19 protein-coding genes and 1 tRNA gene are annotated in these 21450 nt (G+C 72.6%); 12 read left to right on the top strand and 8 right to left on the bottom strand.

The features are described 5' to 3' along the window. Nucleotides 1-80 precede the first annotated feature (80 nt). The 3 genes from ABD324_RS25920 to ABD324_RS25910 all read left to right on the top strand — a co-directional run bounded on the left by ABD324_RS25920 (nt 81) and on the right by ABD324_RS25910 (nt 2397). On the top strand, nt 81-1025 hold the full coding sequence (locus tag ABD324_RS25920) for an FtsK/SpoIIIE domain-containing protein (RefSeq protein WP_344422386.1): 945 nt from the start codon (nt 81-83) through the stop codon (nt 1023-1025). A gap of 143 nt (nt 1026-1168) precedes the next feature. Then, entirely contained in the window at nt 1169-2245 is a 1077-nt protein-coding gene (locus tag ABD324_RS25915; protein WP_344422383.1) for a protein rep, read from the top strand. Nucleotides 2246-2322: 77 nt separating this feature from the next. After that, nucleotides 2323-2397: transfer RNA gene (locus tag ABD324_RS25910), tRNA-Ile, on the top strand. A gap of 206 nt (nt 2398-2603) precedes the next feature. Here ABD324_RS25910 and ABD324_RS25905 read toward each other — a convergent pair. The 4 genes from ABD324_RS25905 to ABD324_RS25890 form a co-directional block, all read right to left on the bottom strand. Further along, nucleotides 2604-3902: a multidrug effflux MFS transporter gene (locus tag ABD324_RS25905; protein WP_344422380.1), complete on the bottom strand. Its 1299-nt coding sequence runs from the start codon at nt 3900-3902 to the stop codon at nt 2604-2606. Between the two features lie 95 nt (nt 3903-3997). Then, nucleotides 3998-4438: an SRPBCC family protein gene (locus tag ABD324_RS25900; protein ID WP_344422377.1), complete on the bottom strand. Its 441-nt coding sequence runs from the start codon at nt 4436-4438 to the stop codon at nt 3998-4000. A 62-nt stretch (nt 4439-4500) separates the two neighbouring features. Continuing rightward, complete coding sequence (locus tag ABD324_RS25895; RefSeq protein ID WP_344422374.1) at nt 4501-4749, bottom strand: hypothetical protein; 249 nt, start codon at nt 4747-4749, stop codon at nt 4501-4503. 67 nt (nt 4750-4816) lie between these two features. After that, entirely contained in the window at nt 4817-6040 is a 1224-nt protein-coding gene (locus ABD324_RS25890; protein ID WP_344422371.1) for a DoxX family protein, read from the bottom strand. Nucleotides 6041-6165: 125 nt separating this feature from the next. On the opposite strand from ABD324_RS25890, the gene ABD324_RS25885 reads away from it, so the two are divergent. Genes ABD324_RS25885 through ABD324_RS25875 form a run of 3 tightly spaced genes read left to right on the top strand, consistent with a single transcriptional unit; the run spans nt 6166 to nt 9271 of the window. Beyond that, the gene (locus ABD324_RS25885; protein ID WP_344422369.1) at nt 6166-7113 is read left to right on the top strand and encodes an ROK family protein; all 948 of its coding nucleotides are present in this window, start codon (nt 6166-6168) and stop codon (nt 7111-7113) included. Then, nucleotides 7110-8723: an alkaline phosphatase D family protein gene (locus ABD324_RS25880; protein WP_344422366.1), complete on the top strand. Its 1614-nt coding sequence runs from the start codon at nt 7110-7112 to the stop codon at nt 8721-8723. Before ABD324_RS25885 ends, ABD324_RS25880 begins: the two co-directional genes overlap by 4 nt. A gap of 2 nt (nt 8724-8725) precedes the next feature. Then, on the top strand, nt 8726-9271 hold the full coding sequence (locus ABD324_RS25875; protein WP_344422364.1) for a GNAT family N-acetyltransferase: 546 nt from the start codon (nt 8726-8728) through the stop codon (nt 9269-9271). Here the strand turns inward: ABD324_RS25875 and ABD324_RS25870 are convergent. Continuing rightward, nucleotides 9243-9965, bottom strand: coding sequence for a TetR/AcrR family transcriptional regulator (locus ABD324_RS25870; RefSeq protein ID WP_344422533.1), 723 nt, complete (start codon nt 9963-9965; stop codon nt 9243-9245). The genes ABD324_RS25875 and ABD324_RS25870 overlap by 29 nt on opposite strands. Before the next feature lie 94 nt (nt 9966-10059). On the opposite strand from ABD324_RS25870, the gene ABD324_RS25865 reads away from it, so the two are divergent. Beyond that, complete coding sequence (locus ABD324_RS25865; protein WP_344422361.1) at nt 10060-11481, top strand: DHA2 family efflux MFS transporter permease subunit; 1422 nt, start codon at nt 10060-10062, stop codon at nt 11479-11481. 33 nt (nt 11482-11514) lie between these two features. Here ABD324_RS25865 and ABD324_RS25860 read toward each other — a convergent pair whose 3' ends face one another. Further along, nucleotides 11515-12264: a maleylpyruvate isomerase family mycothiol-dependent enzyme gene (locus tag ABD324_RS25860; protein ID WP_344422359.1), complete on the bottom strand. Its 750-nt coding sequence runs from the start codon at nt 12262-12264 to the stop codon at nt 11515-11517. A gap of 77 nt (nt 12265-12341) precedes the next feature. Between ABD324_RS25860 and ABD324_RS25855 the strand changes: the two genes are divergently transcribed. The 4 genes from ABD324_RS25855 (at nt 12342) to icmF (ending at nt 19703) form a co-directional block, all read left to right on the top strand. Continuing rightward, nucleotides 12342-12689, top strand: a complete 348-nt coding sequence (locus ABD324_RS25855) for a hypothetical protein (protein ID WP_344422356.1) — start codon at nt 12342-12344, stop codon at nt 12687-12689. Between the two features lie 358 nt (nt 12690-13047). Further along, on the top strand, nt 13048-15249 hold the full coding sequence (locus ABD324_RS25850) for an ATP-binding cassette domain-containing protein (RefSeq protein WP_344422353.1): 2202 nt from the start codon (nt 13048-13050) through the stop codon (nt 15247-15249). Between the two features lie 64 nt (nt 15250-15313). Then, nucleotides 15314-16366, top strand: coding sequence for a serine/threonine-protein kinase (locus ABD324_RS25845; RefSeq protein ID WP_344422351.1), 1053 nt, complete (start codon nt 15314-15316; stop codon nt 16364-16366). A 136-nt stretch (nt 16367-16502) separates the two neighbouring features. Then, the gene (gene icmF, locus ABD324_RS25840; RefSeq protein WP_344422348.1) at nt 16503-19703 is read left to right on the top strand and encodes a fused isobutyryl-CoA mutase/GTPase IcmF; all 3201 of its coding nucleotides are present in this window, start codon (nt 16503-16505) and stop codon (nt 19701-19703) included. 72 nt (nt 19704-19775) lie between these two features. Here icmF and ABD324_RS25835 read toward each other — a convergent pair whose 3' ends face one another. Together ABD324_RS25835 and ABD324_RS25830 are read right to left on the bottom strand one after the other, a co-directional pair. Continuing rightward, on the bottom strand, nt 19776-20117 hold the full coding sequence (locus tag ABD324_RS25835; RefSeq protein ID WP_344422345.1) for a DUF1801 domain-containing protein: 342 nt from the start codon (nt 20115-20117) through the stop codon (nt 19776-19778). Between the two features lie 156 nt (nt 20118-20273). Beyond that, the gene (locus ABD324_RS25830; protein WP_344422342.1) at nt 20274-20720 is read right to left on the bottom strand and encodes a MarR family winged helix-turn-helix transcriptional regulator; all 447 of its coding nucleotides are present in this window, start codon (nt 20718-20720) and stop codon (nt 20274-20276) included. A gap of 81 nt (nt 20721-20801) precedes the next feature. Here ABD324_RS25830 and ABD324_RS25825 point away from each other — a divergent pair, with 81 nt between their 5' ends. After that, the gene (locus ABD324_RS25825; RefSeq protein WP_344422339.1) at nt 20802-21428 is read left to right on the top strand and encodes an FMN-dependent NADH-azoreductase; all 627 of its coding nucleotides are present in this window, start codon (nt 20802-20804) and stop codon (nt 21426-21428) included. Nucleotides 21429-21450 lie beyond the last annotated feature (22 nt).

The raw sequence follows: 21450 nt of genomic DNA, 5'->3' as shown, positions 1-21450 counted from the left end.
GGGCCTGCCGTGGCGCCGGTCTGGTCCGGAAGGTGGACACCGTGTCAGGGGGTACGGAGATCGTCCCTGCACTGGCACTCGTGGATCTCGCAGAGCGAGCCCTACACGTCCGTTTAGAGCCGGGAATGACCGTGGGGGACGTCCGGGGCCTGGCACCGCGTATCGCGCCGTACCTGGGCGCATGGGGCCTCCGAGTGGAGCCGATCGGCAACGGCGCCTCAGTCGTGGTCACGCTCCTGCAGGCGGACCCTCTGGGTACCGGCCCGCTGCCGTGTCCGGACGCTGGTCCGGTCCTGATCGGGGTAGACGAGTCGGGTAGCCGGCTCATTGTTGATGATCCTTCGTCCATTGGTCACGCCGTGATCGTGGGCCAGAGCGGTTCAGGGAAGTCAGGCTTCCTGTACGCACTGCTCAGCGCCTACGCGCGGTACAAGCGTGCTGGATATCCGATCCGAGTGGACGGCATCGACCCGTCCGGAATCCTGCTGAGACCCTTCCCCGGTTCCGTGCTGGGATTCGCAGACCCCGGCGCCGTAGAGGAATACCTCACTCGGGCCGTAGCAGAAATGGACGACCGGATATCCCGCATTCCTGCGAATGCTGACGAACTACCGCAAGGTTATGACTATCCTCTGAGAGTTGTAACCGTCGAGGAATACCCGGCTGTCCTCCGCTACCTGGATGCGATAGACCCGAAGATGGGTAAGCGTATCCGCGCTCTCGTGGCACGTCTGCTCTCCGAGAGCAGGAAGGCCGGAATGCGGGTGATCCTGGTAGCTCAACGGGCAGATGCCTCACTCATCGGCGGATTCGAACGGGCACAGTGCTCGTTCCGACTGTCCTACCGGTCAGACCCCGATGCCGTGAAGATGCTCCACGATGCGGACCCGTCCGTGATCGCTGAGCACTCCCGCGCTCTGCCCGGAATCGGTCTGCTCTCCGTGCCCGGAAGGTCCCTGATCAGAGTGCGTACCCCGTGGCTCGCTGGTGAGTACGCGGAGTATGTCCGGAGGGTCAACAAGTGAAGGGCCATGGCCTGGCCGCCGCCCGGAGGCCGGAGGCCGGAGGGGCGAGCGGCCCGGGGCCGAAGGCCCCGCTTGGTAAGCATCTACGGGTAGTCCTTCCGCCGGACCAGGAACGCCGGGGGAGGCGCCGGGACGCTCACCAGATGAGGCGGACCCTCCAGGGCTTCACGAGTCTGGACCGGTTGAAGGCGTGTGGTCGGGTACCGGTCAACCCGGTCGGCGGGACCGTGCTCCGAGTGTCTGAGACCTCTCAGGGCCGTCGAGCTGGGATCGCTGGACTCATGGCGTGTGGTAGCCCGTGGGCGTGCCCTGTGTGTGCCCGCAGGATCGCGGCTAAGCGCGCTACCGACGTCGGGAGGGTCCTGCACGCGGTCAACGATTCCAAGGGCTCTGCGGGCCTACTGACGCTCACGATCAGACACAGCAAGCGGGACACCCTGAGGGACATGTGGGCGGCTCTGTCGGCCGCCTGGGGCTCCGTGACGTCCGGGCGCGGCTGGGTAACGGATCAGGGCGCCTTCGGAGTCCGTGGCTGGATCAGGACCGTCGAGTACTCGCACTCTCCGGAGACTGGGCACCACCTGCACGTTCACGCCGTGATCGTGTTCGACTCCGTGATCTCGCGTGACCTCATGGACGAGATGGCAGCCCGCGCCTTCGTGCGCTGGGAACGCTCGCTGGTCCGGAAGGGGTTCTCTGCTGTGGCCGACAAGGGTGGGTTGGACATGCGCCCGATCGTCCTGACGGCCGACTCGATCGAGGCCGTAGCGGAGTACGTCAGCAAGGCGGCTTTCGAGGTGACCTCTCAGCACACGAAGAAGGGCCGGGGCACGTCCCGTAGCGCCTTCGAGATCCTGGCCGATGCCTGCCAGGGAGAGGCTGACTCCATCGAACTGTGGTGGCTCTGGGAGCAGACGTCACTAGGCAGGAAGCAGGTCACGTACTCGCGTGGCCTTCGGGACTGGGCGCGCTTGGAGCGCGAGGAATCCGACGAAGAGGCGGCGAACGAGGACATGGGCGGCGAGGATCAGTTAGCTCTTCCTGCGGAGACCTGGGAGGCGATCAGGGATGAGGTCCCTGATCTCCTGGACGCCGTCGAGCTGGGCGGCGTGGAAGCCGCTGAGCGGTGGCTCAAGTCGAGGGGCCTGGCCTACACGCGGGTGGTACCTCGTCCGGCCGATACGATCGCTGAGCCGGGCCTCAGTGGGCCGTTGGAGTGATCTTCGGAGGGCTCTCACGACCGCAACGGATTCGGCATGATCGGCAGGGACGGGAATGCCCGTTTCCGCTGGTCAACGGGGCAGTAGCTCAGTTGGTCAGAGCAGCGGACTCATAATCCGTCAGGTCGTGGGTTCGAGCCCCACCTGCCCCACAGCGCCGAGCGTTGTCGTAGCTCAAGGGCTCGGTCGACGCGCGAGCCGTGGTCGATACCCACGGAGACGGCACGGAGATCCGGAGCGGCACGACCTGAGAAAGCCCTGGGCCCGCCGGCCCAGCCGCTCCGCCCGTCGGACACCGTGGCGCGGGCGGCGACGATGTGCCGGGCCCGCGCTCGACGCCCGGTGGCCGGGCCGTCGGTCACAACGGGCTCGTCGGCACGGTCCCCCGCGCTGCCGGAACGGGCTCCGCGACCGGCCCCGCCCACCTCGCTGCCGACACCCGGGCCGGGCGCAGGAGGGCGAAGTGGACGAGTGCGCCGAGCACGATGCAGGACACCGTCACCACGGCCATCGACGGGACGCCGGCCACCCTCGGGACGATCCCGACGAGCGGTGCACTGGCCGCCGCGAAGCCGAACTGGGCCAGGCCGAGCACCGCGGACGCCCGCCCCGCCGCCGTCCGCTCCACGGTCATCCCGAAGGCCATCGCGTTGGGGTTGAGGAACCCCCAGCAGGCCATCAGCGCGCAGAACCCGGGCAGCACCAGGAAGAGCGGTGCCCGGGCCTGCATCGCGAGCGCGAACAGCACCGCGACCGTGAGCATCACCGGGACCGCGACGGTCAGGAGCCGCTGGGGCAGGATCCGGCGCTGCAGCAGCCGGCTGAGGTTGCTGCCGCTGATCAGGCAGAGGGCCCCGACGGTGAAGGCACCCGCGTACACGAGCGGCCCCAACCCGCGTTCCTCCTGCAGGTAGAAGGGCAGGCCGGCCAGGTTGGCGATCATCGCCGCGCCGCAGAGCCCCAGCACGCCGGCGGCGGCCAGCACGTGCGGGCGGCGGAGCAGGTGCGCCGGGACCCGCGCCTGCCGGGGCACGGTGCGCGCCCGCCCGCCGATCAGCGCCGGATGGGTCTCCGGCAGGACGGCCACGCTGAGCACCAGCCCGACGACGCCCAGCACCACCGTCAGGCCGAAGATCCAACGCCAGACGAGCCCCGCCTGCACCATCGCCGCCCCGGTGACCGGCCCGATCATCGGGGCGAGCGCGGTGGCGGCCGCGACCAGCGAGTAGAAGCGGGCGAGCGCGGGCCCGGAGTGGACGTCCCGGCCGATCGCCCGGGCGATCACGATGCCGGTCGCCGCGGTGAGCCCCTGGGCCAGCCGCGCCAGGACCAGCATCTCGACCGACGAGGCGAACGCGCAGAGCAGCGACGCCACGACGTACCCACAGAGCCCGACGACGAGCGGCCGGCGCCGCCCGAACCGGTCGCTGAGCGGCCCCGCCACCAGCTGCCCGAGCGCGAGCCCGACCAGCGTGGTGCCCAGCGTCAGCTGGACCATCGTCGCGCTCGTCCCGAAGTACTCCTGGATCTGCGGGAACGCCGGGGTGTAGGCGTCCATCGAGAACGGCCCGAACCAGGTCAGGACGATCGCGATGGGCAGGATCCGGCGGACCTGCCGGTCGCTCAGCGGTCCCGTGACCTCGGCGGACGTCGACAAGCGCGCACTCCGATCGCCGGCCCCCGGCCGGCGGGGACGCTCACGTTAGCTTTCGCAAGCATCGTGGCATCCCTACCGTTACCCGGCGGCCCGCGTCACACGCCGAGCGTGCTCCGCAGCCCGGCGATGCCCCCGGCGTAGACGTCGTCGGCGAAGGTCCGGTCGAGGGCCTCCTCCTGGTCGCCGTCCGCGTCGTACTCCGACCACCACTCGACGAACGACTCGCCGGTGTCCGTGATCGGGGCGACCCGGACCGTCGAGACGTACCGCCGGACGTTGAACGGGTTCGCGCCGGTGAAGGCGTAGGTGAGGGTGTGGTCGGCGTCGTCGAGGTGGATCAGCTTCTCCTCGAACGGGTCACCACCGCCGGCCAGGGTGAGCAGTCGGATCGCCCCCACCTGACCGTCCACCCCTTCGATGATCGTGCTCTCGGAGATCGCGGCCAGGAAGGCCGGGAGGCCGTTGAAGTCGCGGATCAGGGCCCAGACCTTGTCGGCGGGCGCGGCGACGACTCCACTGGCGTACGGACGCGGCATGGTCACTCCTTCGTGAGGGCCTCTCGACGGGCAGCGCCCGCACCGTGAGTCCTACCGGAGGATCACTCCTCGCGCAGCCGGTACTCCCCACCATGACCTGCCACTTCGTACAGGTCGTAGTGGTGGACGATCTTCGGTCCGCCGTGCAGATGGACGTGCCGGACCACGGCGGGGGCGTCCTGCTCCGCGGGCCGGGTGCGCACGCGCCCGTCGAGCGGCCCGCCGACGAACCAGTAGGTGTCGACGCCGGTGCTGGGGGGCCGCTGGGAGGCGACCCAGTCGTCCCAGTCCTCCTCGGTGGCTCCGGACATCGGACCACCGTAGACGAGAGCGGCCCCGCCACCGGGCACGTGGTGGCGGGGCCGGTCGGGTGTGTTGCTAGGCGAGCGCCTTGGCGCGCTTGCGCGCGTCCTTCGCGATGCCCTCGACGGCCTGCTGGCCCGCCGTGCCGACCGTGGCGGCACGAGAGGCGACGTCGCCCCCGAGCTTCACGGCCTGCTCCCCCGCCTGGGCGGCGAGCGCGGTCAGCTGGTCGACGTAGCCGGGCGCCTTCTTCTTCGCCCGCTTCGCCGCCCGGTTCGCGGCCTTCTCCCACTCGGCGCGCTTGCGCTCGGCGGCCTTCTCCCACTGGGCGCGGCGCTTCTCGGCGGCCTTCGACCATTCGCCGCCCTTGCGGTCGGCGACCTTCTCCCAGGCCTTGCCTCGCTTGTCGAGCTCCTTCGCCCACGCCGCGCTGCGCTTGTCGACATCCTTGCGGAGCGCCGCACCGTGCTTCTCGGCCTGCTTGCGGGCCTTGGCCGCGCGCTTGGAGAGATCCTCGACGCGGTCCGCGGCCTGCGCGGAGGCGTCCGAGGCGACGTCGGACGCGGCGGCGCCCCAGCGGGAGGCCTGGTCGGACACGGTCGCGCCGAGCTCCGCGGCCCGGGCCTTCACGACGGGGGCCTGCTCGGCGACCGCGGCGGACAACGCGGCCGCCTTCTCGCCCGCCTTGGCGGTCAGGTCGGAGGCCTTGCCAGCCAGGTCCGAGCCCGTCGACGCGCCCGAGGAGCCGAGCCCGGAGACCAGGCCGGCCACCGAGTCCGTCGCCGAGGCGACGGAGCCCGAGACCGCGGAGGCCCGCTTCTCCAGCGCCGCGGTGGCCACCTCGGCCGCCTTGCGGCTGCGCCAGGCGACGGACGGCTTCCCGTGGGTGTCCGCGGCGGCGATCATCAGCCCGCCGAGGAGCGCGGTGTTCTTGAGGAAGTGGATCTGCTGGGCCTGCTTGGCCGCCGGATCGGTCTCCTCCCAGAACCGGTGGCCCGCCAGCGTGGTGGGGATCAGGGTCGCGGCGAGCGCGGCCGACGAGAGGCGGGGCAACTTGCCGATGGCCAGGAGCGTCCCCGCCGCGACCTTCACCGCCCCGTCGATCTTGACGAGGGTCTCGTTGTCCGGCCGGGACTCCAGGGGTGACGCCTCGACGGCCTTGTCGAGCACCGGCGCGGCGTAGTCGAGGACGGGCTTGGCGGCGTCCGCGTGCGCAGCGGGGTTGCGCAGCGAGTTGATACCGCCGTAGATGAACAGACCGGCCAGCATGGGCCGGGCCACGCGACGCAACAGAGGCATGGAAGGGCGTTCCCCGGTCACCCGCGCGGCAAACACACGCAGGCGGGGCGCGCGGAGCCGGCCGTCCGCACACCGGGAACGGGGTCGCTCTGGCGGCCCCACCCGCCGTCGACAATCATGCTCGCGTGGCAGGACACGCGATCGGCCTGGACATCGGCGGCACCAAGGTGGCGGGGGCCGTCGTGGCGCCCGACGGGACGGTCGTCGACGAGCTGACCGAGCCGACCCCCGAGACCTCCGACGCCGACACCATGACCCGGCTGCTCCTGGGCATGGTCGACACCCTGCGCGACCGGCAGCCCGACGTCGTCGCGGTCGGCGTGGGGGCCGCGGGCACGGTGGAGTGGCCGAGCGGGCGGATCCTGTGGGCGCCCAACAACGAGTACCGCGACTGGGCGATCCGCGACGAGCTGGAGAAGGCCACCGGGCTGCCCGCCGTGGTCGACAACGACGCGAACGTGGCCGGGCTGGCCGAGGCGCGCCTCGGCGAGGTCCTCTACAAGGAGATGGTGCTGATCACCGTCGGCACCGGCGTCGGCTCCGGGATCGTGCTCGACGGCCAGATCTACCGCGGCCCGCGCGGACTCGGCGCCGAGCTGGGGCACATCATCGTGGACCCGAACGGCCCGTTGTGCGGCTGCGGGAACCACGGCTGCCTGGAGTCGCTGGCCTCGGGCACGGCGCTGACCCGCACCGGACGCGAGGCCGCGGCGGCGGACCCGGACGGGGCGATCGCGCGGCTGGCGCGGGACAAGGGCGTCGAGGTCACGGGGCAGACGGTCACCGAGGCGGCAGTGGCGGGCGATCCGACCGCCCGCGCATTGTTCGCCGACCTGGCGCGCTGGCTGGGGGTCGGGATCGCCTCCGTCACCACGATCTTCGAGCTCGACGCGGTGGTGATCGGCGGCGGGCTCGTGGACACCGGGGAGCTGCTGCTCGGCCCGGCCCGGGAGGCGGCCGCGGAGTTCGCCTACGCCACGCAGGTGCGCCCGCTCGTCCCGGTGCTCCCGGGCACGTTCGGCAGCGCGGCGGGCAAGATCGGTGCGGCGCTGCTCGCCATGGAGTGCGCGTGACGCTCCTCCTCGGACCCGTCCTGCGGCACGTCGGCGAGACGACCGCCACGATCTGGGTCCAGACGGCCGCCCCCGCGCAGGTCGAGGTGCTCGGCTGCACCACCGGCACCTTCGAGGTCGCGGGCCACCACTACGCGCTGGTCGCGGTCACCGGGCTGGAACCGGACTCACGGATCCCCTACACCGTGCGGGTCGACGGCGAGCAGGTCTGGCCGCTGCCGCACAGCCCCTTCCCCGAGAGCGTGATCCCGACCCGGGGCCCGCGCACCGCCGGGCAGGCGCGGATCCTCTTCGGCTCCTGCCGGTACGTGAAGCCGTCGGACCGCCGGCAGGCCGCGCTCTACGGCCTCGACGCCCTCGACGCGTACGCGGCGCGGATGCCGTCCGTCCCGACGGCCACGTGGCCCACGGCGTTGCTGCTGCTCGGGGACCAGGTCTACGCCGACGAGCTCACCCCGCAGACCCGCCGCCGGATCGCCGGCCGGCGCGACGCGCACCCGGGCTGGCCGGACGACGAGATCGTCGGCTACGAGGAGTACGTCGGCCTCTACCGGGACGCGTGGCTCGATCCGGAGATCCGCTGGGTGCTCTCGACCGTCCCGACCGCGATGATCTTCGACGACCACGACGTGCGGGACGACTGGAACACCTCCGCCGCCTGGCGCGCCGAGGTGTCCGAGCTGCCCTGGTGGCGCGAGCGGATCCGCTCCGCGCTGGCCTCGTACTGGGTCCACCAGCACCTGGGCAACCTCTCCCCCGCCGAGCTCGACGCGGATCCGGACTGGCAGCGCGTCCGGACCCACGAGGGCGACACCTGGCCGCTGCTCTCCGAGCTCGCCGACCGCGCGGACGCCGAGGTCGACGGCAGCAAGGGCCTGCGGTTCAGCTTCCGCTGGGACATCGGCCGCAGCCGGCTGGTGATGATCGACTCCCGCAACTCCCGGATCCTCGACGGCGGCGAGCACCTGATGCTCGGCGACCGCGAGTTCGGCTGGGTGGAGGAGCAGGCGACCGCCCCCGGCGAGGTCGACCACCTGCTGCTGGGCACCTCCGTGCCCTGGCTGATGGCGCCGGCGCTGGGCGACCTGGAGAGCTGGAACGAGGCCACGGCCGCCCGGCCCGGATGGCGCGGACGGCTGGGCGAGAAGCTCCGGCAGGCCGCGGACCTGGAGCACTGGCCGGCCTTCCGGGCGTCGTTCGACCGGCTCGGGATGCTGGTCGCGAAGGCGGCGTCCGGGTCGGGGCTCGCGTCGGTCAGCGTACTGTCCGGTGACGTGCACCACAGCTATGCCGCGCGGGCCGCGCTCCCCGGCCTGCCCGCCGGCGCCGCGCGCGTCCACCAGCTGGTGTGCTCGCCGGTGCACAACCACGTCCCGCCGGCGATCCGGGTCGTGTTCCGCCTGGCCTGGTCGCGCGCCGCCACGGCGCTCACCCGGCAGCTGACCTCGTCGCCGCCGGACCTGCGCTGGTCCCGGCTCGGCCCGGTCCTGTTCGGCAACCACATCGCGACCCTGCTGGTCGACGGGCGGCGGGCGGAGGTCGTCTTCGAGAAGCCCCGGTCGGCCGCCGTGCTCGACGAGCAGGCGCGCTTCACCCTGAGCGAGGGATGATCATGAGTTCGCTGGGCCACCCGCCCGTCCACACCGACAGCGAGCCCGAGGGCACGGACGCCCTGGCCGGGCAGACCGTCGTCCTGCGCCCGACCGAGGCCCGGCACGTCCCCGAGTTCCTGGAGATCCTCCAGCACCCGGAGGTCTCGCGCTGGTGGGCGGGCTACGACCTGGAGCGCGTGCGGCGCGAGCTGCTCGGCCCGCAGTGCTACGCGATCGAGGTGTACCGCGAGACCGTCGGGCTGATCATCTTCCACGAGGAGGAGGACCCGGACTACCGGCACGCGGGCGTCGACATCGCGCTGCACCCGAAGGCCCACGGGCAGGGCCTGGGGGCCGACGCCGTGCGCACGCTGGCGCGGCACCTGTTCGACGTGCGGGGGCACCACCGGATCGTCATCGACCCGGCGGCGACCAACACGAAGGCGATCCGCAGCTACGAACGGGTCGGGTTCAAACCGGTCGGCGTGATGCGGGACTACGAGCGGGCCGCCGACGGCACCTGGCACGACGGGCTGCTCATGGACCTGCTGGCGAAGGACCTGTAGGGGGTTCGCCGGCCAGCGCGGCCAGGCCGCCGACCAGCAGCTCCAGGCCGAACCGGAAGCGCTCGGCGTCCGTCCCCGTCGTCATCATCGGGATGAGGGAGACGAACACCGGGAACCGGTCCGGCGGGAGCGCGCTGAAGTACTGCCGCAGGGACTGCTGGTAGTAGGTGTCCAGGTCCTCGCCCTGCTCGCGGCGCCGCGCGTCGATGCTGCCCTCGACCGCGCTGGCCGCCACGTACAGCCCCACGACGTCCACGGACCACGCCACGGCCTGGTCCGGCACCCGCCCGAGGCGCAGCAGGGCCATGGTGCGCTCGGCGAGCCGCATCGAGTTGGGCCCCAGCGGGATGCCGCCGAGGCAGAACCGGGCGATGTCCCGGTAGCGCAGCATCGTCTCCCGGGAGTCGAGCCAGAGCTGGGTGACCTGCTCCCGCCACCGCGCCGGATCGGGCTCGGGCAGCGGGATCTCGCCCGCGACCTCGTCGAACAGCAGCTCGACGAGCTCCTCCTTGTTGGCGACGTGCGCGTAGAGCGACGCCGCGCCGGTGGACAGCTCCGTGGCCACCCGCCGCATGCTCACGCCGTCGATGCCCTCCTTGCGCAGCACCCCCATGGCGGCCTCGACGATCGCCTCCCGGGACAGGGATCGCCTGCTCACCTCCTTGCGGGGGGTGCGCCAGGGCGGCTCGGGCATGTCGGTCACAGGACTCATCGTAGTTGACGCGAACGTCGTTCGTGAGTAGAACACTGTTCGTCAACGAACACCGTTCGTCCTTTGGGGGACCGCCGTGGAGACGCTCTACCGATGGCGCTGGCTGGTGCTGGTCGCCGTGCTCGCCGCCGAGATCATGGACCTGCTCGACGCGACGGTCGTCGGGGTCGCCGCGCCGTCCATCCAGCGCGACCTGGGCGGGGGCTCGACGACGATCCAGTGGGTCGCCGCCGGCTACACGCTCGCCTACGCGATCGGCCTGGTCACGGGCGCGCGGCTCGGGGACCTGCTCGGCCGGCGCCGGGTCTTCCTGGTCGGGCTGGCGGGCTTCGTGGTGATGTCCGCCCTCTGCGGGATGGCGACGACGCCAGGGATGCTGATCGGGTTCCGCGTCCTGCAGGGGCTGTTCGGGGCGGTCCTGATCCCGCAGGGCTTCGGCATCATCCGCACCACCTTCCCGCCCGCCGAGCTGGGCAGGGCCTTCGGGGCATTCGGCCCCGCGATCGGTCTCGCGGCGGTGGCCGGTCCGATCGTGGCCGGCGCCCTCATCGGCGGCGACCTGGTCGGGCTGGGCTGGCGGGCGATCTTCCTGATCAACGTGCCGATCGGGATCGCGGCGTTCGTGCTGGCGTTCGGCGTGATGCAGGAGTCGCGCTCGGAGCAGATCCGCGGCGGGGTCCGGGCGCTCGACCTGGTGGGGACGGTGCTGGCGGGCGTCGGGCTGGCGATCGCGGTGTTCCCGCTGGTCCAGGGCCGTGAGCTCGGGTGGCCGGCGTGGGCGGTCGTGCTGCCGTTCGGGGCGCTCCCGGTGCTCGCGCTGTTCGGGTGGCACCAGGTCCGGCGGGCGCGGGCGGGCCGGCCGCCGCTGGTCGAGCCCGCGCTGTTCCGGATCCGGGCGTTCAGCGGCGGGATGGTCGTGGCGCTGGTGTTCTTCGCCGGGATGAGCGGGCTGCTGCTGGTCCTCGGCCTCTACCTGCAGCTCGACCTGGGCTACACGCCGCTGCAGGCCGGGCTCACGCAGGCGCCGTGGGCACTCGGCGTGGCGGTCGGGTCGGTGCTGGGCGCGGGCGTGCTCGCCCCGCGGCTGGGGCGGACGACGATCCGGATCGGCGCGGTGGTCATGGCGGCCGGGATCGTCGGGGTGATCGGCACGCTCGCCCTCGGCGCGGTCACCGGGCTCACCCTGGCTCCCGCCCTGGTCGTCTGCGGGATCGGGATGGGCCTGCTGCTCGCCCCGCTGTTCGACATCGTCCTGTCCGGGATCGACGGCCCGCTGGTCGGGTCGGCCTCGGGGGTGCTCAACGCGACCCAGCAGCTCGGCGCGGCCCTCGGCGTCGCCGCGCTCGGGACGGTGTTCTTCCAGGTCGGGGCCACGGAGTCGGGGCTGCGGGTGGTGCTGTGGATCGTCGCGGCCCTCGTGCTCGCCGCCGGTGTGCTCACGGTCCTGCTCCCCCGCAGGACCCGCGAGGCAGAGCCGGAGCCCGTCGCCGCGGGCTGACGCTCCGGACAGCGCGGGGCTCGAGCGGCTGGCTCAGAAGGGCGTCGCCGCGAGCCAGCCCCTCCACACGTCCGCCTCGCCGAGGACCTCGAGCCGGGCGTCGTCGGCGGGGATCCGGCGCAGCATCGCCAGGAACAGCGCGGTGACGGGGCCCCGCACCGCGACCGTCGCCTTCTCGTGGCCGGGCTCCCAGGTGACCGGGTCGCCCGAGCGCACGATCCACTCCCCCGGGAAGTCCGTGGCGTGCAGATGCAGGCTCGCGCCGTCGGGCAGCAGCTCCGCGCCGGGCCGCGCGGCCACCAGGTCCAGCCACTCGGAGAGCCCGTCGGCCGCCAGCTCCGGCGCGAGGTCGACGTCGAGGCCGAGGGCGAGCTGGGCGTCCGCGAGGTGCGCCGTCTCCTCGTGCAGCCGCCGGCGGATCCACCAGGCCGCGGGCTTCGGGCCCGTGAACGTCCACACCGGCGCGTCCGGCCCGGCCGCGTCCACGGCGTCGAGCACGGCGCGGGCACTCGCCTGCAGCCACGCGACCGTCCCGTCGAGGCCCTCCGGCGGTTTCCCCTCCGGCACCTGCCGCGGGTCCAGCCCCTCGGTCGCACCGTCGGTGATCATCACCGCGGCCCACCGGTGCCCGCGGCCGACGTGGCGCAGCAGCTGGGTGAGTGTCCATCCAGGACAGGTCGGGATCTCGGTGGTGTGCTCGGCCTCGCGGACGAGCGCGGCCAGCCGGGCGTTCTCGGCCACCAGGGCCGCCCGGGGGTCGGGGGTGGGAGCGGCGTCGGTCATGGCCGGAACCTAACCCTTTCGGTCGGCTCGCGGGGAACCGAAGCATGATCCGTCGACCGAGGGGGTACGCGGCCTCCATGGCGCCCACGCATCACGACTGGACGCGCCACGGACCGGGCCGGTGCCTGCTCTGGTGGCCGCTCTCCTCCTTCGTGCTCATGGCCGCCTTCCCCGACGCCGGAATCCTGCCGATCGTCCTGTCCGGAGCCGGCCTGGCCGTGCTCGGCGTGGCGGGCGGCATCGGCGCCGCGATGCTGCGCCGCAGGATCAGGGCCCTGCGGGCGGCCCGCCGGCCGGCCGCGCTGATCGCCGGCGAAGGCGTGGCGCAGGCCGCCGGACACGTCGTCGAGCAGGTGGTGGAGACCGTCGAGGGCGTGGTCGAGAGCGTCACCGAGATCCCCGAGCCCCGCCGAACCGCGGCGTGATCGCTTTCACAGCACACCGGGACCGGAATCCCGGAACGACTCGTGACACTTTCGAGTGGTGCGCCGGAATCCGCGCACCCGTTCGTCGTCTCGGTCATTAGTCGATTACGTGACGGGCCACGGTCCGGCACCACAACAGCGAAGTGCACGATCTCGAGCACTGCTTCAGCCACGACGGCAGCCGCTCTGTGCACCGCACCGGGAATTCCGGTGAACGGGCGCCCAGCACGCCCGTGAGCGGAATTCCGGTGCCCCGGACGGCGGTCCCTCCCGCGCTGCGGCGGGAGGGGCCGCTCCGGCTCCCCTCTCGGACGCCCCCGCATCCACCGTCCCCATCCGGACCCCGGAGGCCCCAGCGATGTCGACGCCGACCGCACGCCACCGCGCCCCCCGCCGACCGTCGCGACTGCCCGACGGCCCGGACGAGCAGTCCGCTGCTCCGCCGGAGGGCCGCGCCGCTGCCGCGGACAGCCCTGCTCTTGCGGGCAGCCCTGTTCTTGCAGACAGCCCTCTTCTTGCGGGCACCCCTGTTCTTGCGGGCAGCCCTGTTCTTGCGGACAGCCCTGCCTACGCCGAGAGCACCGCATCCGCCGACGACACTGCACGCGCCGGCGACCCTGCGTTCACGGGCGGCCCTGCCCTGACGGACGGCCCGGTCTTCGCGGACAGCCCTGCCTTCGCGGACGGCCCTGCGCCCGCGCACGAGGACGCACCGGGCGACACCGACCGTCCCGGGCCCACTCCCGCCCGGGACGCGCCCGCGACCGCTCCGGCCGCGCGCCGCGACACCGTCCGCCGCTTCCGGCCGTACTCGTCCGGGCTCGGCGGCAGCCGCACCCTCGGCCTGCTGCTGCCGGCCCTGGCGCCGCTCCCCCTCGCCGCCGGCCTCTGGGCGTTCGCGCGGCTGGTCGACGACGTCCTGGTCCCCGGGTCCTGGTCGCGCCTCGCCCCGCTCACGGGTGCGGTCGTGGCCGGCCTGCTCCTCGGCCTGGCGCTCGACGCGGCGGGCACCCGGCTCACCGCGCGGGCGCACGCTCGCTTCGCCCGCACCCTCGACGCCGTACTGGTCGCCCACCTGCAGCGGCTGCCGCTGCGGCGGCGCGACAGCCGGCGCGCCGACCGCACACGACAGGACGTGCCGGCGGTGTGCGATCTCGTGGTCACCCGGCGGGCCCGCGCCGTCCGGACCGTGACCCGGCTGCTGGTGCTCGCGGCGCTCGCGCTGGTGCTGAGCCTGCCGCTGGGCGCCGTCACCGTGGCGGCGACCGTGCTCGTCGCCGTCGCCGCCCGGATCGTGGCCCGGCGGGCGGGCCCGCGCACCGGCCTGCCCGAGGCGATCGGCACCCTCACGCTCGTCGGCACCGGGTCCGTCCTGCTGACGTCCGGGGCCGTCACCCTCGGCGTCCTGCTCACCGAGGTCACCGCCCTGATCCTGCTGCTGGTCGGCACCCGTCCCGAGTACGGGCCGGTCGACCTCCCCGCCGCCCACCGCGTGCTCACCCTGCTCGACGAGCCGCCTGCCGTCGCGGAGCGCGCCGAGGTCGTCCGGATCGGCCGGGCCCGCGGCGAGCTCCGGATCGACGGCGTGACCTTCACCCCGCCCGAGGCGGGCTCGCCGGCCCTGGCCGAGGTGTCGCTGACGCTGCCGCCCGGCGCGACCGTCGCCGTCGTCGGGTCCCGGGGGTCGGGGCGGACCACGCTCGCCTCGCTGCCGCTGCGGCTTGCCGACCCCGGGCTCGGCCGCGTCCTCCTCGACGGTCACGACCTGCGCGATCTCGCCCTGGAGGACCTGCACCGCAACGTCGTCGCCGTCCGGATGGGCGGGGACCCGGCCGGCACCGTGCGCGAGGCCATCGTGCGGGCCGACCCCGGCGCCACCGGCTTCGAGATCGAGGAGGCGGCCCGGGAGGCCGGCGTCCACGACATCGTCTCCGCGCTCCCGCAGGGCTACGACACCCCCGTCGCGGTCCTCGCCGACGAGGTGCTGCGGCGCGGGATCGTCCTCGCCGAGGCCTTCCTGCGCGACGCGCCGGTGGTCGTCCTCGACGAGCCCACCGCCGGCCTCGACCCGGCCGGGACCGAGCTCCTGAGGGCTCCGCTGCAGCGGCTCCTCGCGGGCCGCACGGCCCTTCTGGTCAGCGAGGACGAGGCGCTGCTCGCCGGGGCGGACCGGATCGTCCACCTCGACGGCGGCCGGATCACGGCCACCTGGCCCACCCGGCCCGCCGGCGCCGACCGGTTCGGCAGCACCGCTCGGGTCGGGAGCGCCGACCGCTCCGAGAGCCCGGTCGCGCCGGACCAGGCCGAGACGACCGAGCTCCCGCAGGTCGAGCCGGACTCCTGGACCGTCCAGATGCAGCGGCCCCTCACGGGGCCCACGGAGGAGCCGGCCCTGTCCCGCTACGCGCTCCCCGTCCGCCACGATCCGGTGGCCGCCGCGCCCACGGTCGTGTTCGGCGCCGTCGCGATCGGCACCCCCGGCGCGCCCACCGACCAGCCGCAGGCCAGGATCGACACCATGGACGTCAGGGGGGCCGGTCCCGCAGGGACCGCGCAATGAACGGGGCGGCGCCGCGTGCGGTGCCCGGTGGTGGAGTTCCGGATCCGCGACGCGGGGCCGGACGATGAGCGCCGCACCGGCGGCGGATCCGGTGAGCGCCGGTTCCGCGGCCGGCGGAGCGGGAGCGAGCGCCGGCGGCGGCGGCGCAGAAGTCGGAGCAGGGGTCGGAGCAGGGGGCGGAGCGGACGTCAGCGCGGACGTCACCGCGTCCGAGCCGCCGGGGCCGGGTACCCCCGAGGGGCCGCGGCCGCTGGCGGCGGGCGCGGTGGTGGCGCCCGGCTACACGGTCGTCGCGCACCTGCGTCGCGGCGAGGACTTCGACACCTACGACGCGTGGAGCGGGGTGCACCACTGCCACGTCGTGGCGAAGGTGCTGCGTCCCGACCTGCTCGGGGACCCGCGGAGCAAGCGCGGCCTGCTGCGCGAGGCGCGGCTGCTGCGCTCGCTGCGCCATCCCTACATCGTGCGGCTGCTCGACCTGGTCGACGAGCGCGGCCCGGCGCCGGTGATGATCCTCGAGTCCCTGCCCGGCGGCACGCTCGCCGACGCGATCGACAGCCACGGCCGCTTCCCCGAGGAGGCGCTCGCGCACCTGGGCCAGCAGCTGGCCTCCGCGCTGCGCTACCTCCACGAGCGCGGCCGCGTGCACTGCGACGTGAAGCCCAGCAACGTCGTGGTCAGCGCCGGGGTGACCCGGGTGATCGACCTCGCGCTCGCCCGCACGCCCGGACCGGCGCCCGCCGAGGTGGGCAGCGCCCGGTACATGGCACCCGAGCAGTGCACCGGCGGCCTGGTCACGCCCGCCACGGACGTCTGGGCCGTGGGGGTGGTGCTCCACGAGGCCGCCACCGGCACCCGCCCCTTCCCGGACGGCATCGACCCGCACGGCGACCGGGACCGCACCGGCTCGCACAGCATCTCCCGCACGGACACCTCGTTGGTGCGCGCGGACCTCGGCCGCATCTACCCGCAGCTGCTCAAGGCCGCCCCGCGGCTGCGCAGCCGCCGCCGGCTCCCGGTCCGCGTGGCCAGCGTGCTCGACGGCTGCCTGCTCACCGATCCCGGCGCCCGCCCCTCCCTCGCAGAGGTCCACGCCGCCCTCGACACCCTCCTGTGAGTGGCGATGGTCGCCGGAGCGACCATCGCCACTCACGACCCCTGACCTGCGACAACGCACGTCACACCGCCAACGCTTGCACGTCCGATACTAGGAAGTCAAACTAAATGGGTCCGTCGATGTGCAGGAGGACCCCGTGGCCGAGCTTGACGAGCCGAAGAACCCCATCCGTTTCGTGACGGCGGCGAGCCTGTTCGACGGGCACGACGCCGCGATCAACATCATGCGGCGGATCCTGCAGCGTCAGGGCGCCGAGGTGATCCACCTGGGCCACAACCGGTCCGTGGACGAGGTCGTCACCGCCGCCATCCAGGAGGACGTGCAGGGCATCGCGCTGTCCTCCTACCAGGGCGGGCACGTCGAGTACTTCTCCTACCTGGTCGAGCTGCTGCGCGAGCGCGGCGCCGGGCACGTGAAGGTCTACGGCGGCGGGGGCGGCGTGATCGTGCAGGAGGAGATCGACCTCCTGCACAGCCGCGGCGTGGCGCACATCTTCTCCCCCGAGGAGGGCCAGGCCCTGGGGCTTCCCGGGATGATCAACACGATGATCCGGGACACGGACGTCGACCTGGCGGCCGAGTCGCCGAGCTCCTACGACGGCCTCTTCACCGGGGAGACCGCCACCCTCGCGCGGGCCATCACGCAGGCCGAGGCGGGCCGGCTCCCCGCCGACGTGCTGGCGAAGGCCCCCGACCGACGCGTCCCCGTCCTCGGCATCACCGGCACCGGTGGCTCCGGCAAGTCCTCGCTGACGGACGAGCTGGTCCGCCGCTTCCGTCTCGACCAGGAGGACAAGCTCCGCATCGCGGTGCTGGCCGTGGACCCGACCCGGCGCAAGGGTGGCGGCGCGCTGCTCGGCGACCGGATCCGGATGAACAGCCTCAAGGGCGACCAGGTCTACTTCCGCTCGCTCGCCACCCGCGGCAACGACGGGGTCATCCCGGAGAACCTGGGCGACGTCATCTCCGTGCTCAAGGCCGCCGCGTTCGACCTGATCATCGTCGAGACCCCCGGCATCGGCCAGGGCGACGCGGGCATCGTCCCGTTCGTCGACCGCTCGCTGTACGTGATGACGCCGGAGTTCGGTGCCGCGTCGCAGCTCGAGAAGATCGACATGCTCGACTTCGCGGACGTCGTGGCCATCAACAAGTTCGAGCGCCGCGGCGCCGAGGACGCGCGCCGGGACGTGGGGCGCCAGCTCGTGCGCAACCGCGAGGCGTTCGACAAGAGCTGGGAGGACATGCCGGTCTTCGGCACCTCCGCCGCCACCTTCAACGACGACGGTGTCACCGCCCTCTACCAGGAGCTCGGCGCGCTGCTGGCCGAGAACGGGCTCGTCCTACACGACGGGCGCCTGCCGCGCGTCGACACGAAGACCTCGCACACCCACGCCGCGGTGATCCCGCCGGAGCGGGTCCGCTACCTCGCGGAGATCTCCGACACCGTGCGGAAGTACCACGCGGACACCGAGTCCGAGGCGGCGAAGGCCCGGGTGCGCCAGCACCTGCGGACCGCGCAGGAGATCGTCGGATCCAGTGTGGACGAGGCACTGCACAAGGCCGAGCAGGACCTCGGCGGCGCGTCGGCCGAGCTGCTCGACACCTGGCCGCAGGTCGTCGAGGACTACTCGGGCGACGAGCTCGTCACGAAGGTCCGGGACAAGGAGCTGCGCACGCGGCTCACCCGGGAGACCCTGTCCGGCAACAAGATCCCGCGGGTCTCGCTGCCGAAGTACACGGAGGACGCGGAGCTGCTCCGCTTCCTGCGCAAGGAGAACCTGCCCGGCCGGTTCCCGTTCACCGCCGGCGTGTTCCCGTTCAAGCGGGAGGGCGAGGACCCGGCCCGCATGTTCGCCGGCGAGGGCGACCCGTTCCGCACCAACCGCCGGTTCAAGTACCTGTCGGCGGACTCGGACGCCAAGCGGCTCTCGACGGCGTTCGACTCGGTCACGCTGTACGGGCACGACCCGGACACCCGCCCGGACATCTACGGCAAGGTCGGCACGTCCGGCGTCTCCATCGCGACGCTGGACGACATGAGGGAGCTCTACGCGGGCTTCGACCTCTGCTCGCCGACGACGTCGGTCTCCATGACGATCAACGGTCCCGCACCGACGATCCTCGCGTTCTTCCTCAACGCCGCGGTGGACCAGCAGGTGGCTCGCTTCGCGGAGGACGAGGGACGGCAGCCCGACGAGGCCGAGCTCGAGGAGCTGCAGGCCTTCGCCTACGCGAACGTCCGCGGCACCGTCCAGGCCGACATCCTCAAGGAGGACCAGGGCCAGAACACCTGCATCTTCTCCACCGAGTTCTCGCTCCGGATGATGGCGGACATCCAGGAGTGGTTCATCCGGCACAAGGTGCGGAACTTCTACTCCGTCTCGATCTCGGGCTACCACATCGCCGAGGCCGGGGCGAACCCGATCAGCCAGCTCGCGTTCACGCTCTCCAACGGCTTCACCTTCGTGGAGAGCTACCTGGCGCGCGGCATGAGCATCGACGACTTCGCGCCCAACCTGTCGTTCTTCTTCTCCAACGGCATGGACGCCGAGTACACGGTCATCGGCCGGGTCGCGCGGCGCATCTGGTCGGTGGCGATGCGGGACCGCTACGGCGCGGGCGAGCGGTCGCAGAAGCTCAAGTACCACGTCCAGACGTCGGGTCGCTCGCTGCACGCGCAGGAGATGAACTTCAACGACATCCGGACCACGCTGCAGGCGCTGTGCGCGCTCTACGACAACGCGAACTCGTTGCACACCAACGCCTACGACGAGGCGATCACCACCCCCACCGAGTCGTCGGTGCGGCGCGCGATGGCCATCCAGATGATCATCAACAAGGAGTGGGGCCTCTCGATGAACGAGAACCCGCTCCAGGGTTCCTTCGTCGTCGACGAGCTGACCGACCTGGTCGAGGAGGCCGTGCTGGCCGAGTTCGACCGGATCTCCGAGCGCGGCGGCGTGCTCGGCGCGATGGAGACCGGCTACCAGCGCGGCAAGATCCAGGACGAGTCGATGCTCTACGAGCACCGCAAGCACACCGGCGAGCTGCCGATCGTCGGCGTCAACACCTTCCGCAAGCCGGGCGAGGAGGAGCCCCTCGAGATCGAGCTCGCCCGCGGCACGGAGTCCGAGAAGCAGAGCCAGCTCGAGCGGCTGGCGGACTTCCAGGCCCGGCACAAGTCCGAGGCGGTGGCCGCCCTGCGCACGCTGCAGGACGTCGCGACCGGCGAGGGCAACGTCTTCGACGAGCTCATGAAGGCCGCCCGGGTCTGCTCGCTGGGCCAGCTCACCGACGCGTTCTTCGAGGTCGGCGGCCAGTACCGCCGCAACATGTAGGACCCGCGAGCCGCACCTGGTCAGCGGTGCCACCCCGTGAGTGGCGATGGTCGCTCCGGCGACTATCGCCACTCACGAGGCCAGGGCACCCCGGATGAGCGCGGTCAGCTCGGCGTCGCTGATCTGCGTGCCCATGTCGGGCGTGATCTTGAGGGTGCCCCGCCCGCTCGTGGCCTTCGGGAAGCGGGCCGCGAGCCCGCCGTCCGCCTCCCCGTTCCAGCCGTAGAGCGAGATGCCGTGCTTCCACGCGGCGACGTGCAGACCTTTCGGGCCGACCCGGTAGGTCGGCATCTTGTAGGAGAACACCACCTCGACCTGCGGGAACGCCGCCCGGACGAGCCCGTCCACCCGGTCGAACAGCACCCGGCTCCCCGGCTCGATCGCGTCGATGTACTCCTGCACCGCGGCATCCACGCGCCCATCCTGCCGCCCGCCCCCCGCGGTGAGCGAACGGCACTCTCGCTCACACCTAGTGAGCGAGCGGCACTCTCGCTCACCCGCTGAGCAGCCGCCCCCCGCTTGAGCGAGCGGCGCTGTCGCTCACATCTAGTGAGCGAGCGGCCCGTTCGCTCAGCGGCGGTGGGCCGCCAGCACCCGGTCCAGCGCCCCGGTGATGGTGCTGCGCTCCTCCGGGGTGAGGTGGTCCGCGAAGTGCCTCGCGATCCCGTCGAGGTAGCCGGGGGCCGCCTTGCGGAGGCGGTCCCGGCCGGCGGGCGTGAGGACCGCCCAGCTCCCTCGCCTGTCGGTCTCGTCCTTCTCCCGCACGACCAGCCCGGCCCGCGCCAGCTCGTCGACGATCCGGCTCACCCGCGAACGCGACACCACCGCCCGCTCCCCCAGCTCCTGCATCCGCAGCTTCCGCTCCGGCGCCGCGTTGAGCTCGAGCAGCACGTCGTACCAGGTCAGCGGCATGTTCTGGGCGCGCTCCATGTCGCCTTCGAGCTCCCGCAACACCGCGGCATGGGTTCGTAGCAGCGCGGCCCAGGCCGCCACCCCAGCATCGTCTCGGTCAGGCATGCCGACAGCATAGGACTTGTGCGTGCGCACGCACCATGCCTATTCTATGCGTGCGCACGCACCTTCAATCGAGGAGCTCCCATGACCCACCTCCTGCACGTCGCCGCCTCGCCCCGGGGCGCCGCCTCCGAGTCCCTCGCCCTCGCGAGCACCTTCCTCGACGCCTACGCCGAGGCGCACCCGGAGCGCGAGATCACCCACCGCGACCTCTGGGACGGCACCCTGCCCGCCTTCGGTCCCCCGGCCGCCGAGGCCAAGATGGCCGTGTTCGCCGGCGCGCAGCCCTCCGGCGAGGGCGCCGCCGCCTGGGCCGCCGCGACCGCGGAGTTCCGCCGTTTCGACGCCGCGGACGAGTACCTGTTCAGCGTGCCGATGTGGAACGCCGGGGTGCCCTACGTCCTCAAGCAGCTGATCGACGTCATCAGCCAGCCCGGCCTGGTCTTCGGCTTCGATCCCGAGCACGGGTACCGCGGCCTGCTGCGCGGGAAGCGCGCCGTGGTCGTCTACACCAGCGCCGTGTACGGCGACGGGCGCGGCCCCGCGTTCGGCCGGGACTTCCAGGCGACCTTCTTCACCGACTGGCTGCACTGGGCCGGGATCGCCGATGTCGAGGAGATCCATTTCCGCCCCAACCTCGCCACCGCCGACGCCGCCACCGCCCGCCAGGCCGCCCACGCCCGGGCCCGCGACCTGGGAAAGACCTGGTAGCCCCCCGTGAGTGGCAATAGTC

This window comes from Pseudonocardia ailaonensis (assembly GCF_039531635.1).
In the GTDB taxonomy this organism is placed as follows: Bacteria; Actinomycetota; Actinomycetes; order Mycobacteriales; family Pseudonocardiaceae; genus Pseudonocardia; species Pseudonocardia ailaonensis.
This window is presented reverse-complemented; position numbering and strand designations above follow the sequence as displayed.

Excerpts from the sequence above, each read along its gene's own strand:
- ABD324_RS25845 (WP_344422351.1), top strand. The coding sequence starts at position 15,314 with ATGAGCGCCGCACCGGCGGCGGATCCGGTGAGCGCCGGTTCCGCGGCC.
- ABD324_RS25900 (WP_344422377.1), bottom strand. The coding sequence starts at position 4,438 with ATGCCGCGTCCGTACGCCAGTGGAGTCGTCGCCGCGCCCGCCGACAAG.
- ABD324_RS25875 (WP_344422364.1), top strand. The coding sequence starts at position 8,726 with ATGAGTTCGCTGGGCCACCCGCCCGTCCACACCGACAGCGAGCCCGAG.
- ABD324_RS25855 (WP_344422356.1), top strand. The coding sequence starts at position 12,342 with ATGGCGCCCACGCATCACGACTGGACGCGCCACGGACCGGGCCGGTGC.
- ABD324_RS25895 (WP_344422374.1), bottom strand. The coding sequence starts at position 4,749 with ATGTCCGGAGCCACCGAGGAGGACTGGGACGACTGGGTCGCCTCCCAG.
- ABD324_RS25850 (WP_344422353.1), top strand. The coding sequence starts at position 13,048 with ATGTCGACGCCGACCGCACGCCACCGCGCCCCCCGCCGACCGTCGCGA.
- ABD324_RS25890 (WP_344422371.1), bottom strand. The coding sequence starts at position 6,040 with ATGCCTCTGTTGCGTCGCGTGGCCCGGCCCATGCTGGCCGGTCTGTTC.
- ABD324_RS25825 (WP_344422339.1), top strand. The coding sequence starts at position 20,802 with ATGACCCACCTCCTGCACGTCGCCGCCTCGCCCCGGGGCGCCGCCTCC.
- ABD324_RS25860 (WP_344422359.1), bottom strand. The coding sequence starts at position 12,264 with ATGACCGACGCCGCTCCCACCCCCGACCCCCGGGCGGCCCTGGTGGCC.
- ABD324_RS25915 (WP_344422383.1), top strand. The coding sequence starts at position 1,169 with ATGAGGCGGACCCTCCAGGGCTTCACGAGTCTGGACCGGTTGAAGGCG.
- ABD324_RS25830 (WP_344422342.1), bottom strand. The coding sequence starts at position 20,720 with ATGCCTGACCGAGACGATGCTGGGGTGGCGGCCTGGGCCGCGCTGCTA.
- ABD324_RS25870 (WP_344422533.1), bottom strand. The coding sequence starts at position 9,965 with ATGCCCGAGCCGCCCTGGCGCACCCCCCGCAAGGAGGTGAGCAGGCGA.